At 32.8% G+C, this 12,898-nt stretch carries 15 protein-coding genes; 7 read left to right on the top strand and 8 right to left on the bottom strand.

What is annotated here, in order from left to right:
* The first annotated feature begins 44 nt into the window (after positions 1–44).
* Positions 45–542, top strand: coding sequence for an O-acetyl-ADP-ribose deacetylase (locus tag ALGA_RS13750; RefSeq protein WP_096429932.1), 498 nt, complete (start codon positions 45–47; stop codon positions 540–542).
* Here ALGA_RS13750 and ALGA_RS13745 read toward each other — a convergent pair.
* The 3 genes from ALGA_RS13745 to ALGA_RS13735 form a co-directional block, all read right to left on the bottom strand.
* Positions 539–967, bottom strand: a complete 429-nt coding sequence (locus ALGA_RS13745) for a rhodanese-like domain-containing protein (protein ID WP_096429930.1) — start codon at positions 965–967, stop codon at positions 539–541. The two genes, ALGA_RS13750 and ALGA_RS13745, sit on opposite strands and share 4 nt — an antisense overlap.
* Positions 968–1,065: 98 nt before the next feature.
* The gene (locus ALGA_RS13740; protein WP_096429928.1) at positions 1,066–1,533 is read right to left on the bottom strand and encodes an HAD family hydrolase; all 468 of its coding nucleotides are present in this window, start codon (positions 1,531–1,533) and stop codon (positions 1,066–1,068) included.
* 112 nt (positions 1,534–1,645) lie between these two features.
* Positions 1,646–3,277: a DUF3078 domain-containing protein gene (locus ALGA_RS13735; RefSeq protein WP_096429926.1), complete on the bottom strand. Its 1,632-nt coding sequence runs from the start codon at positions 3,275–3,277 to the stop codon at positions 1,646–1,648.
* 487 nt (positions 3,278–3,764) lie between these two features.
* Between ALGA_RS13735 and ALGA_RS13725 the strand changes: the two genes are divergently transcribed.
* Together ALGA_RS13725 and ALGA_RS13720 are read left to right on the top strand one after the other, a co-directional pair.
* Positions 3,765–5,144, top strand: a complete 1,380-nt coding sequence (locus tag ALGA_RS13725) for a tryptophanase (RefSeq protein WP_096429922.1) — start codon at positions 3,765–3,767, stop codon at positions 5,142–5,144.
* Between the two features lie 223 nt (positions 5,145–5,367).
* Positions 5,368–5,694 (top strand): hypothetical protein, encoded by a 327-nt coding sequence (locus tag ALGA_RS13720; protein ID WP_096429920.1) that lies wholly within the window; start codon positions 5,368–5,370, stop codon positions 5,692–5,694.
* Positions 5,695–5,811: 117 nt separating this feature from the next.
* Here ALGA_RS13720 and trhA read toward each other — a convergent pair whose 3' ends face one another.
* Entirely contained in the window at positions 5,812–6,495 is a 684-nt protein-coding gene (gene trhA / locus ALGA_RS13715; RefSeq protein WP_162845444.1) for a PAQR family membrane homeostasis protein TrhA, read from the bottom strand.
* Positions 6,496–6,764: 269 nt separating this feature from the next.
* Here trhA and ALGA_RS13710 point away from each other — a divergent pair, with 269 nt between their 5' ends.
* From ALGA_RS13710 to ALGA_RS13695, 4 genes are all read left to right on the top strand, one after another.
* A complete protein-coding gene (locus tag ALGA_RS13710) occupies positions 6,765–7,652 on the top strand; it encodes a hypothetical protein (protein WP_096429916.1) in 888 nt (295 codons plus the stop codon).
* 134 nt (positions 7,653–7,786) lie between these two features.
* On the top strand, positions 7,787–8,542 hold the full coding sequence (locus ALGA_RS13705; RefSeq protein WP_096429914.1) for a DUF4197 domain-containing protein: 756 nt from the start codon (positions 7,787–7,789) through the stop codon (positions 8,540–8,542).
* A gap of 354 nt (positions 8,543–8,896) precedes the next feature.
* Positions 8,897–9,088: a cold-shock protein gene (locus ALGA_RS13700; protein WP_096429912.1), complete on the top strand. Its 192-nt coding sequence runs from the start codon at positions 8,897–8,899 to the stop codon at positions 9,086–9,088.
* Between the two features lie 445 nt (positions 9,089–9,533).
* On the top strand, positions 9,534–9,725 hold the full coding sequence (locus ALGA_RS13695) for a cold-shock protein (RefSeq protein WP_096429910.1): 192 nt from the start codon (positions 9,534–9,536) through the stop codon (positions 9,723–9,725).
* 89 nt (positions 9,726–9,814) lie between these two features.
* On the opposite strand, the gene ALGA_RS23385 is transcribed toward ALGA_RS13695, so the two are convergent.
* The 4 genes from ALGA_RS23385 to ALGA_RS13680 form a co-directional block, all read right to left on the bottom strand.
* The gene (locus ALGA_RS23385; protein ID WP_096429908.1) at positions 9,815–10,270 is read right to left on the bottom strand and encodes a cold-shock protein; all 456 of its coding nucleotides are present in this window, start codon (positions 10,268–10,270) and stop codon (positions 9,815–9,817) included.
* Positions 10,271–11,174: 904 nt separating this feature from the next.
* Positions 11,175–11,480, bottom strand: coding sequence for a hypothetical protein (locus ALGA_RS13685; RefSeq protein ID WP_262496501.1), 306 nt, complete (start codon positions 11,478–11,480; stop codon positions 11,175–11,177).
* 15 nt (positions 11,481–11,495) lie between these two features.
* Entirely contained in the window at positions 11,496–11,645 is a 150-nt protein-coding gene (locus ALGA_RS22985; RefSeq protein WP_153244852.1) for a hypothetical protein, read from the bottom strand.
* Between the two features lie 17 nt (positions 11,646–11,662).
* Entirely contained in the window at positions 11,663–12,832 is a 1,170-nt protein-coding gene (locus tag ALGA_RS13680) for an ATP-grasp domain-containing protein (protein WP_096429904.1), read from the bottom strand.
* Positions 12,833–12,898: the final 66 nt, after the last annotated feature.

Below are 12,898 nucleotides of genomic sequence, written 5' to 3'. Positions count from 1 at the left end.
TTGGTCAATTATGATTTACAGAACAATTATTAAAATCATGTTAAATGAAAATTTCAATTGAAAAATCGGATATAACACAACTGGAAGTTGATGCCATAGTAAATGCAGCAAACGAGAGTCTTTTAGGAGGTGGTGGTGTTGATGGAGCTATTCATAGGGTGGCCGGACCTGAACTATTGCAAGAATGCAGAAAATTAAATGGATGTACTACGGGTGAAGTTAAAATAACCAAAGCCTACCAACTCAAAGCAAAACATGTTATTCATACCCTTGGTCCAATTTGGAAAGGAGGGAATTACAATGAAAAGCAATTACTTCAAAATTGCTACGAAAATTGTATTAGACTAGCTGAAAAGATGAAACTAGAGAGCATTGCATTTCCAAATATTAGCACAGGCATTTATGGTTTCCCCAAAAAGGAAGCTGCTGAAATAGCAATAAGAACGATACAAGAAGAAGTAAAACATCTAAAATCAATTCATAAAATAATCTTTTGCGTTTTCGATGATGAAAACCTTTCTATCTATAAAAAAATGCTTTAAAAAGTTATGCTTTCGTCAACAACTTCAGGGTAAGTCCACCGTTTGTATTTTCCCCAATTTAACATTTGGGTATGGCCTTTTTCCTCTAAAAAAATGATAACATTTTGAGATTTCAATGTTAGATCACAATAAAGAATCAATTTGGTGCCTAATGGTATTTTTGAATACAGATTTTCAATTTCATCATGGGGATAATTCATTGCAGTAGGGACGTGTCCCATTAGAAAATATTCATTCTCCCGGGTATCTACTATCCAAATATCATTTATGGATTGTTGAGTTAAAGCCAGAAGTTCTTCTGGTTTGCTATATTTTTTCAACTCTCCTCCATCAACTGAGATATATCCGGTGTAATCCGGAACATGAATAAAATACCAGTAGATTCCAAAAACTATTGCAACAATAGATACAATTAGTAAAAGCATTTTATTTTTTTTTAATTTTTCAAAAAAATAGTTCTTATTTACTGAAAAGCAAAAAAAATCTCCCGGAAGGAGATTTAAAATATTTTAGAAAGAACCAATTAACGTTTCATGGTAGCTATAAATGTATTTTCATCCATAAAGAATTCTAAAGCATCATTTATAGAAGGAACAATTATATCCACATGATCAATAACATCTTTATGAATACCTTCGCCTTGTAATGTTGCAACAGATACAACCGACTGTACAAACAATCCAATATCAATACGGGCATTACCAATTGAAGCAACTTTTCGACTTCCTAATGAAAGAAGAATATCCTCTTTTTCTCTCGAATTATTTGCTTCATAGTAAGTGATACCACAGAAATCAGCCAATCCACGAGCATTCCCTCTTTGATCAGATGAGATCATAACAACATTCACTCCGAACGATTGTATTCGTTGTATTCTTTCAATAACTCCTGAAACAATCTCTCCCCTTACTGTTAGAGTTCCGTCAGAATCAACAATTAGGGTGTCAATTTCAATGGTGCCAACACCAGGCACTTTGTATTTTAAACTCATAATTTCTACTTTAATTTTATTTTAGAAAAATAGTATTTTTTAGTCAAAGCTAAAAAAGGTTTAAAAACACATTTTATGTTCTTAAAAAAAGTCACAACGGACTTTTTTGCCACTAAAATCGATACCTGACTCCTACCTCCAAATTTTCTTTGAACTGAACTTTTGAACCAGTATCAGCATCAGAAATAAGATGAGTCGAAAATTTTGTAGACATGTATTGATTAATTGGCATTACAAGAATCATTTCCCAATCAATATCAATATTTTTGGGCTTCATTGTGTAATTGGAGTATAAAGTCAGTTTGTTTTCTAAACTTAAATCACCCCAAAATTTTAATTTGTGAGACACATTAACATAGGATCCAATCTCTTTTTTAACCTTTTTATCGATATCTACCCCAAAGGCTGTTTGGTCAATCATAGCGGTGTCTCTAACAATTGTATATTTGGCCGCTATTGGAGACAATAAGACAGATAATTTCTTATTTGGCTTATAATCCATACCGACCGAAGCAATAATGTAAGCCGGAGCAAAAAAATCAGATTTAAGTTTTCTACTTTCATCATTAGAATAATCGTAGCCCTTTACTGCCTGTGTTTTTAAATTGAATAATGCCGAGTAATACCAATTTTTCACAGCTTTTTGACCATATTTTGTAATAAACTCAATACGATCCTCATTCTTCCGAAACCCGTTATCCCCTGATTTTAAAAGTCCATACTTAATCTCTAGTGTATTATCCCAGGTATGATTCCCCTTTGCAAGATTTGCAAAGGCACCTATTGTTGATATGGTAGCAATTGAACTCTCTCCTCCACCAGCCCAGCTATCACTCACGTGTCCCTGATTAAATGAGATGCCTAGAGTAGCACCCAACTTCCATTTTTTAGAATAGCGCTTATACTTTCCTAGTTTTGCTAATTTATAGTGATCGCTGGAAATTTTCTCAACCAATCTCACACTGGTCCCCCTCATTTTTGATTTTTGAACTGATTGCTGGTATACATCATCATCCACAAGAATACGAACAGATCGATTCTTAGTATTCTGAACCCAAATTCCAATGGAATCTCTTTTGTTTTTCTTCAACCAAAATCGTTTAAAATCCTGCTTCCCATTATTAATCCAAAACTTAATGGAATCGTTTTGGTAATTTTTCACACCTATTAAAACAGAATCTCTACTGATTTCACGAATCCATTGATGAACTGGGTCATGTTCAACATAGTCGTATAATTCCTCCAAAGCATGAGTCTTCCATGTTTCGTCCGTTTCATACTCTTCCGGCTTTAATATGCCTGGCTGATAACTCAATATCTTCTCCAACTTAATCTGACGTTTCACTTTCCGGAGTGCCTCTTCGGTCTTTCGTTTTTCAAAATATTCCTTCAGGTAGTATACCATATTACGAATACTGTCATTCTTAACGTATTGCAATAGCATTTGTACTGCATCTTGTAAGGAATCAGTCTGATGTCTCTTTTTTACATTATTCATATCCAATTCGCGAACGATGAATCGAAACCCCACATTATCCAAATGACTTAGAGGATCAGGAATTAATTTAAAAACAGTATCATTGGCATAATACTTAATAGAATCAGCCTTGTTTTGTTTCAGTCGAAAAGCCGACTTCTCTAATTTAATATTTTCAGGATAAATAGAATCTTTCCTAACATCCCGTTGAGAAAATGAGATAAATGGCTGGAGGATAATCAATAGAACACACAAAATCCGAATCATAGGGCAATGATCTTTACTTCTTCAAAATAGTTAAATAGGCTAATGGGAAATCTTATTGAATAAGAAAAATGCCAACTTAAATATGGCCTATGCAAATTTGTTGAAATTATTTCTTTATAAAAAGTATAATGCGAGTCAATTAGGTTAAAAAATGTAAGTTTTTTCAAACTAAAGTAACCTTCTTTCATAAACAAACGTTTGCACAAATATTCTATTCTCCTTTCTATTCAGAAAAACTTTTTCTAAATTTGGCAAAAGGAGAAAATCAGAAACTATGGAAATGAAGTATCAACTTCCCAAACTGACACACAAAGTCTACCTAAACATTAAGAACCGAGACGAGTTCCACCTCTAAACTCATCTGTAGGAATCCTACCCCCAATTTTATCGTAAAAATTTAAAGAAAGCACATAATTGATATTGGATAAATACATCCTGTTGATAATTACACGGCTATATATTACAATACAAAAAAAAACGAAACATTATGAAATTACCATTCGCAGAATCATATAAAATAAAGATGGTTGAAACCATCAAAAAAAGTACTCGTGAAGAAAGAGAACGATGGTTAAAAGAGGCTAACTACAATCTGTTCAACTTAAAAAGTGATCAAGTATTTATTGACTTGCTTACTGATTCAGGTACTGGAGCAATGAGTGACAAACAATGGTCGGCAATGATGTTAGGTGATGAGAGTTATGCTGGTGCACGCTCTTACTACAATATGAAAAAGGCTATAAAAGACATTTTAGGATTTGATCATTTCCTTCCTACTCATCAAGGTCGTGCAGCTGAAAACGTATTGTTCTCGGTACTCGTTAAAGAAGGCAATATTGTTCCTGGAAACTCACATTTCGATACAACAAAAGGACATATTGAATTCAGAAAAGCTAAAGCTGTTGATTGTACAATTGATGAAGCTTTCGACACAGTAATCGATCATCCTTTTAAAGGGAATCTTGACCTTTTTAAACTTGAATCTGTTCTTTCCACATATCCAAAAGAACAGATCCCAATGATTATTGTTACAGTTACTTGTAACTCTTCCGGAGGTCAGCCAGTTTCAATGGCAAATATGAAAGCAGTTAAAAAACTTGCTGTAAAATATGGTATCCCTGTATGCTTTGACTCTGCACGTTTTGCTGAAAATGCTTACTTCATTAAAACACGTGAAGAAGGATATCAGGATAAAACAATTAAAGAAATTGTAAAAGAAATGTATACTTATGCGGATATGGCAACAATGAGTTCTAAAAAAGATGCTATTGTAAACATGGGTGGATTCATCGGAATGAAAGATGAAAACCTTTGGAAGCAGGCATCTACTTACAACATCATGTTCGAAGGTTATATAACCTATGGAGGCATGTCGGGCCGCGATATGAATGCATTGGCTCAAGGTCTTGATGAAGGAACAGAGTTTGAATATCTTGAAACGCGAATTAAGCAAGTAGAATATTTGGGTGGCAGGCTAGAAGAATTTGAAATTCCATTCCAAAAGCCAATTGGAGGTCATGCAATTTTTGTTGATGCCAAGAAAATTTTGAGTCACATACCAAAAGAAGAGTATCAAGCGCAAACTTTAGGTTGTGAATTGTATTTGGAAGCAGGAATTCGCGGAGTAGAGATTGGTGCAATTTTAGCGGATAGAGATCCTGAAACAAGAAAGAATCGTTATCCAGCATTAGAATTATTACGTTTGGCAATTCCTAGAAGAACCTATACCAACAACCATATGGATGTAGTTGCAGTAGCACTTAAGAACGTTTACGATCGCAGACTTAATATAAAACACGGATTTAAAATTATTGACGAAGCTCCAATCATGAGACACTTCACTGTTCAACTACAGAAAATCGACTAATTTAAAATCAAGAAACAGCATATTGTAAAACTCCCTTCGGGGAGTTTTTTTTGGCCTAAATAAAGAATTCTATCCTTAATGATCTTTTATTTTTTCGTGACTTTAAAATTACGTATTTTTAATTAAAAGTTAGAATAATCAGATTATCAGCGATTAAAACAAACACCCACGCAAAGCAAATAAAGAAAAAAAGAAGCAAATACTAATCCTAATCCGCAAACCTATGACTACAATTGATTTAAAGTTAACTCTTCAATTAAAAGAGAATGAATTTTTTAAGGTAGGCGAACACATTTTCACAAAAAATGAAAATATTAAACCTCTTGAAGATCAATTACATTTTTGTGGCTCTTGTGCTATCGAGGTATTTAAGGAGTACGAAAGCTTACTAACTATGGATATTATGGATCGTTGGTCTAAGTTGACTAAAGCTTTAAACCAATCGACCTCTTGTTGTGCCGTTTGGGATGACAGAAAAATCATTCGAGAATTGGTTGACAACAATGAACACTCTGTTTCCTGGTATGTTAAAAACTGCAGAGTTTGCTAGTAACTTAATTAAGATTTTCCTGAGGCTGTCTCATATATAAACCAATTTTTAATGATCCTCTTTAGAGAAATTGGTATATCAAATATTTATGCTCTCCCTATTTTGAGTCAGCCTCTGTTATATAATACAGTAATACACTGCAATAAAGTGAGAAAAACTACCTCCAAAAACGAATAAGTGCCATATAAAATGATTGAATGGTAATTTTCTCCACACATAAAAAACCACACCCAACATATAAAAAATTCCGCCTACAATTATCCACTGTAAACACAAAGCAGGCAGAGATGAACTAAACGCGGAGAAATTAAAAAACAGAATCCAGCCCATAAAGATGTACAACATCAAAGAGATCCAACGATACTTTCCCAACAAAAATATTTTATAAAATATTCCAACAACAACCAATCCCCACAGAATCATTAAATAAAGTCTGCCAACCTCATTATTCAGATAAATTACAAGAAAGGGCGTATAGGTTCCTGCAATCATAAAGAAAATACTGATATGATCGAATTTTCGAAACAATTTACGATTTGGACTTCCAACCATATAGTGGTAAACAGATGATGAAGCATAAAGCAGATTAAATGCGATAACAAATAGCAGGCATGCTATGAATCCCGAAAGGTTTTGCGTTTTATAAGCAATACTCAACAACCACAAACCTGCCGGAATACCGAATACCAAACCGAGTCCATGAGAAATCCAATTCGCCAACTCGTGAATTGCCTCCTTATCGGATAAAAATCTTTCCTTTTCTGCTCCAACCCAACTTACAAGCAACAATATCCATTTCATATTTTCCCATTTAAATTCCATTTTCCAGTGTGCCTGAGAAGGAAAATCAAATTTCAGGAAAAGATTCGATGTAGCAAAATTAATTCTGCCTCAATTTACAATCATTTAAAATAGAATTGAAAGCGCTGTATTGATTGGCGTTTCGGACCGTAAATGCCTTTAGTCCACCAAATTCAAACAGAAAATAAATCCTATAACATAGTCTACCTATTTTCATATTTATATATTAGTAGCTGTAAACATCTTAATAACTACAAACTAATATTACTATGAAGAAAATAATCCTAATTCTGGTTTGCTTTGCTTGGATTCACACTAGCTATGCACAGCAAGAACAAATGTCACCCTTCTTTAAAATTGGAACATCACAATCAAATATCAGTTCACTGGTTTCAAGCATAAAACAAAATCTTGAAACAAATGAATTTAAAATTTTAGGCGAATATCAACCTGCTTCCGATCAAAACCTTTACGTTGTTTGTTTTACCCGAAACGACTTAAATAAGTTGTGCCTAAAGTCTGAAGATAGAGGCGCTCTTGCCAGTGTTCTTAAAATCGGACTGATAAAAAAAGGAGAAAACATTACAGTTAGTATGATTAACCCTGACTATGTGTTTTGCGCCTATTTAAGCAATTACGAAACGGACAAAGCCTTACTTTCAAACATCACTTCTGATGTAAAAAAATCATTATCAGCAATTGGTAATGAATTCACTCCATTTGGCGGGGAAGTTAAAGAAAGCTCACTAAAAAAGTATCACTACAAAATGATGATGCCATACTTTAGTGATCCTGTCGATTTAAATGAATTCGAATCATTCGAAGCAGGACTAGCGATTATCCGTAAAAGTTTAATGGCGAAAAAAGGAAATGCCAATTTAATTTATGAACAAGTATTTGAAGATAAAAACGTAGCCGTATTTGGTGTAGGATTATTAGATTCTGAAGATGGAGAAAAATATTTTCTACCCATAATTGGAGAAGACCATATTGCTGCCATGCCTTATGAAATTATTCTACAAGGTAAAGAAGCAACTATGCTTCATGGCAAATATCGTTTTGCACTATACTGGCCAGAATTAACCATGGGAACATTCATGAAAATAATGAGTACACCCGGCAATGTAGAAGATTTCATGGAAGCACTAACCAAATAATACGATACAGCTATTTCAAATCCTGCAGGAAATCCTGCAGGAAATCCTGCAGGATTTTTTTATTGAATTTCCTCTCATTTTTTGATACCTTGTTGCCTTTAAAAAGCAAACAAACGCATCAATAAATCAATTTTATGAATAGGAAAATCTCAATTATATTAATTAGTATACTATTTGCATCTTGTGCAGAACTGCAGCCATTCATCGATCAATATGCGCTAACACAACCACAACCGTTAACAAATAGCGATGTAAGCCATGGATTAAAAGAAGCTTTAAAAATAGGAAGCCAAAATGCTTCAAATATTTTATCCAAACAAAATGGTTTCTACAAAGATGAATTGGTTAAAATACTTCTTCCCCCAGAAGCACAAACTATTTCCAAAAACATTAAATTAATCCCAGGAGGTAACGAATTAGTAGAAAAAGTAGTTCTTAGACTGAACCGTGCCGCTGAAGATGCAGTTAGCCAAGCTGCGCCTATATTTGTATCAGCCATTACTGAAATGACAATTGCAGATGCTTTCGGCATACTTAAAGGAGAAGACAATGCAGCAACTGTTTATCTTCAAAACAAAACTTACAACAAATTACAGGATCTATTTATGCCAAAAGTAAAGGCTTCTTTAGATAAAAAATTGGTTGCCAATTTATCAACAAATGAATCGTGGCATATTCTAACCCAAAACTACAATACGGTGGCCGGAAGCTTTGCTGGGAAACTAGCGAATTTAGAGACAGTTAACACCCAATTAGATCAATATGTAACAAATAAAGCTCTTAGTGCTTTATTTCTAAAAGTAGCAGAAGAAGAAAAGCTCATTAGAAAAGACCCTTTAAAGAGAGTTAATGATATTTTAAAAAGAGTATTTGGGGAGCTAGATAAATAATAATGCCTTTTTCTCGTATCTAAATACAATTAATTTCACAAATGCCCTTTTTAAAAAATACATTCAAGCCACTCATTACCAGTAATATTACGTCGAAATATAATTCCTTAAAAGATATTTTCGTTAATAATACACTACAAATTAAAACTATTCTGCTTGAAGTTAGGATAGAGTGAAACTTTCATATATCTTTGCAGTGTTTAAAAGTACTAAGGGAGATTTTTCTCCACCAATAATTTCAATATCATTCATTACTATTTGTTTCTTTTAGAAAAAAAATAATAGGTTTGTTACTGTTAATTACTAAATTAGAGTCTTTAAACGTTAATTTATTATTTTTTAAAAAACATTACAATGGAAGGAACAGTAAAATTCTTTAACGAATCTAAAGGTTTTGGATTCATTAAGCCAGACGATTCAAGCGAAGACATCTTTGTACATTCAACAGGTCTTATTGACGAAATTCGTGAAAATGACAAAGTTGAGTACGATTCAGAACGTGGAAAAAAAGGTATGAATGCCGTTAACGTAAGAGTTCTCGACTAATTCGTATTACTTTTATAAAAAATAAAAAACCATCCAACAGGATGGTTTTTTTTTACCCATAAATCAGTAAACTAAAATATAGTGATACCACGTAGTGCTTCTGCCCCAATTATTATGGCCTCCTTATAATAATATTTCGCCATTTTATTTTATTTCTGTATCCAAGTAATCCTCCTAACAGAATATTTAGAATTAGGCTATAATAAAAGCACACCAAATTAAGATCTTACACAACAACTACAAACGAAACATTACAAATTATTTTTGGTTTGAAAAATTGTTTTCTTTATATTTGTTTTGTCATAGAGTCTTATTAAATAATAATTTCAATATCATTCATTACTATTCATTCCATTTGGAATAAAATAATAGAACTGTTACTGACAATTAAAAAAGAATAAAGACTTTATAAACAAACATTTTATTATTAAAAAAAAACATTACAATGGAAGGAACAGTAAAATTCTTTAACGAATCTAAAGGTTTTGGATTCATTAAGCCAGACGATTCAAGTGAAGACATCTTCGTACACTCATCAGGTCTTATTGACGAAATTCGTGAAAACGATAAAGTTGAGTACGATATGGAAAAAGGAAAAAAAGGTATGAATGCAGTAAATGTAAGAGTAATTGACTAGTTCATATTACTTTCATACAAAATAAAAAACCACCCCAAAAGGGTGGTTTTTTATTTCTTAGAATATTGTAATAACTAAAAAACAGCTACTTACTTTTTCACTAAAGTAACATTTACCGCATTCATCCCTTTAGGACCGCGCTCTGTTTCAAAGTTTACTTTATCATTTTCATTTACTGAATCCACGAGACCATTGATGTGCACAAAAATACTTTCCTTGGTTTCTAAATCCTTAATGAATCCATATCCCTTACTAGTGTTGAAAAAAGAAACGATTCCTTCTCTTATCGGCTGCTCAAAGCTTCCATCATCAGTATTTCTTGCACCAAGAACAATATCTTCTTCTTTAATCTCTTTCTTCTTTTTAGTTGGATCAGGTGGAGTATCACTTAAATTTCCAAACTCATCTGTATATGCGAGCATCTCTTCGAAAGATCGACCCGGACTGGATTTACGTTCTACCTTACGTGCTTCTTTTTCTTTTCTTTTTTGGAGTTTTAGTTTCTCTTTCTCTTTTTTGTTGTAAGTTTCTTTTGGTCTTGCCATAGCTATTTTAAGATTCGAATTTTATTATAAACCATTATAAATCGACACATAAGTAATACACTTACATCAAGTCAACTCGTAAAGGTGTTGCAATATACGGAAATATTCTCAACAAACCGCTAATTTTTTATTCTCAGGATATAATAGGCTCCTGAATATGACAAATTTAAGCTATCATTATAATGATTTAAAATACTTCTAGAATTGGCAATATTTTTTCAATTTATATATATAAAATTCATTTTTGCAAATCATCTTACTTAACTCTAACAATAGTAGATCGTTAAATGCACCTACAGTCAAATAGATTACACCTACAAACAATTAGTAAAGACTACGCAAAAAGTATTTAATTAACGTTCAAATACTAAGACCAATCAATATCAAGGGCTGGATTCCTGAAAATTTGGATGATATTTATAATTTCATCAACCATAAAGTTTCCAAAACTATTGATCAGATTGACTTCTGGTATCAACTAGTAATTGTAAACAAGGAAAATAAAAAGGTGATTGGGGATATTGAAATTCATTTTTTGGATGAAGACAAAAAATGAATTGAATTTGCCGGCACACTAGCTAAATCACAGCATGAAAAAGGTTTTGTATGTGAAGCCTTATCTGAAATTATGCAATTTATTTTTACTGATTTAAATAAACACCGCATCATTGCTTCAGGAGATCCTGCAAACCTTAAAATCAATTACCATGCTCGAGCGATTTGGCTTTCGAAAAGAAGCTCATTTTATAAAAAGTATAGTAATTGATGGAGAATGAGGTGATAATATATGCAATTCTTAAGGATGAATGCATAAACAATACGAATCCAGATTAATTTCGCATCTACTTACAAAACCTTTAATTCCTTATGAAACACCAAGTTTTCGTATTTATTTTCACCCATTTCAAAAAAAGCACTTGCCTACCAGGTTGTAATTCTGACGATAATAAAAATCAACGACATTCTGGTTTTGGTAATAAGCGGTAAGCCATAAATCTAAAGCATTATTTTTTGTCACCTCCTGTTCGGCATGAGCTAGAAACTTATAATCAAGACCCTTTCCCTGAAAATATCTCGAGATATATAAAACAGACAATTCCGGTTCTTCTATACTATTTACAGGACAAGATGTATCGTAATCCAATTGATAACAAGCAATCAACTTTAAATCCTTCTTCAATAAAAAGAGTTTATTATTAGCATCTCGAATTATGGCTTCTGTTTTTTATTTTGTTATTTCAGAAGCCAAATATACAGCATCCTCTTTACTTAGGCCTTCTGTATCATAAATATCCAGCCACACTTGAATTTTTAGCATAGCAATTCTTAAGGCATCCTGAAATTGGGCTTCACGAGTTATGTAATCGGTATTCACACCAATAAATGGATCATTTAATGAGTTTCCACATGGATGAATTCACGCAAATCAGAGCCTAAAATCTCTTCAATCTCAGTGAATTTATCTTTTGGTGTTTTGGTAAATAACATTCCAAAAATGGAGTACATTTTAAAATCAATCTTTCTCAATTCCAAAGGATTACAAAAACGACTTAATAATTTTTCGTAATTAAATTGGGTGATCTGACTAGATGGTACTTTTGTGGAATTATCTAGAATGATCAATGAATAAATCTCATCATCCATTGTTTTCAAAATCTGATTCCAGTCAGGCTGGATATTGCTTAAAAAACAATGATATGGATTCAATCCTGTAGCTAAGTAAGTTAAATCTGCCGTAGTACACCAGCCACCAAACCTCATTGGATTCACTTCAATTGGAATCAATTTTCCATTTTCATCTACACGAACCTCGACGTGAACAGGAAAATTTTTCAATTCGGCTCTTTTTCCTAATTCCTCAACAAATTGAGTAAATTGCCGAAGGTAAGTCATAACTAATTCTTTAGAAGTATAATAAACCCGATCACTTACATCCTTATCAGAAGAAAATAGGTGTTTCATTATTCCTAATACAACTGGTTGTCCATTTTCATCAAAATAGGCATCGAAAGCGAACTCTTCACCAGCAATCACTTCCTCAATTAAAAAAGAAGATGCGTTTACCACTTCAATAGGAAACAAAGCCTGAGCATCGGTAAACTCTTCTCGTATTAATTGCTTAACTCTTACCCAATCATGCTCATTCACCACCTTATGAACTCCCAAACTTAAAAAACCTACCGCTGGTTTAATTATAAATGGCATTGGTAAATCAGCCAATTGAATATCATCTAAATCATGTAGCAACACTTCCTTAAAAAAGAAATTTGGATACATTCCTTGAACCAATTTACGAAACTCAACTTTATTTTTAAATACATTAATGTACTCAGGCAACTTGGTAAAACTTAAATGATTAACAATCCAGTTGATGGAATTCTCAGAATTGGTATAAATGCGACTGTTGGTATTGTCGTGAAAATGTTGAATAATTTGCTCTGAACTAATCAATGAAAGCTCTCCATTTTCGGTAACATTACCAGTATCCAGAGCTGGGAAATTATATTTTACAATTGTTTCTTTAAGAAACTTCGAAACGTAAGGCTTATCTAATAAAATCATGAAATAGAAGTGTTAGTTGTGTAGATGTAGGTGTGAAATCCCAACCAAAGCTACAAAATAAGTTTG

The sequence above is a fragment of the Labilibaculum antarcticum genome (genome assembly GCF_002356295.1).
Lineage (GTDB): Bacteria > Bacteroidota > Bacteroidia > Bacteroidales > Marinifilaceae > Labilibaculum > Labilibaculum antarcticum.
This window is presented reverse-complemented; position numbering and strand designations above follow the sequence as displayed.

What these genes read in the sequence shown, in the direction of transcription:
- ALGA_RS13695 (WP_096429910.1), top strand. Translation starts at nt 9,534, where the DNA reads ATGGAAGGAACAGTAAAATTCTTTAACGAATCTAAAGGTTTTGGATTC.
- ALGA_RS13680 (WP_096429904.1), bottom strand. Translation starts at nt 12,832, where the DNA reads ATGATTTTATTAGATAAGCCTTACGTTTCGAAGTTTCTTAAAGAAACA.
- ALGA_RS13735 (WP_096429926.1), bottom strand. Translation starts at nt 3,277, where the DNA reads ATGATTCGGATTTTGTGTGTTCTATTGATTATCCTCCAGCCATTTATC.
- ALGA_RS13740 (WP_096429928.1), bottom strand. Translation starts at nt 1,533, where the DNA reads ATGAGTTTAAAATACAAAGTGCCTGGTGTTGGCACCATTGAAATTGAC.
- ALGA_RS13710 (WP_096429916.1), top strand. Translation starts at nt 6,765, where the DNA reads ATGAAGAAAATAATCCTAATTCTGGTTTGCTTTGCTTGGATTCACACT.
- ALGA_RS23385 (WP_096429908.1), bottom strand. Translation starts at nt 10,270, where the DNA reads ATGGCAAGACCAAAAGAAACTTACAACAAAAAAGAGAAAGAGAAACTA.
- ALGA_RS13750 (WP_096429932.1), top strand. Translation starts at nt 45, where the DNA reads ATGAAAATTTCAATTGAAAAATCGGATATAACACAACTGGAAGTTGAT.
- ALGA_RS13720 (WP_096429920.1), top strand. Translation starts at nt 5,368, where the DNA reads ATGACTACAATTGATTTAAAGTTAACTCTTCAATTAAAAGAGAATGAA.
- ALGA_RS13745 (WP_096429930.1), bottom strand. Translation starts at nt 967, where the DNA reads ATGCTTTTACTAATTGTATCTATTGTTGCAATAGTTTTTGGAATCTAC.
- trhA (WP_162845444.1), bottom strand. Translation starts at nt 6,495, where the DNA reads ATGAAATGGATATTGTTGCTTGTAAGTTGGGTTGGAGCAGAAAAGGAA.
- ALGA_RS13705 (WP_096429914.1), top strand. Translation starts at nt 7,787, where the DNA reads ATGAATAGGAAAATCTCAATTATATTAATTAGTATACTATTTGCATCT.
- ALGA_RS13725 (WP_096429922.1), top strand. Translation starts at nt 3,765, where the DNA reads ATGAAATTACCATTCGCAGAATCATATAAAATAAAGATGGTTGAAACC.
- ALGA_RS13700 (WP_096429912.1), top strand. Translation starts at nt 8,897, where the DNA reads ATGGAAGGAACAGTAAAATTCTTTAACGAATCTAAAGGTTTTGGATTC.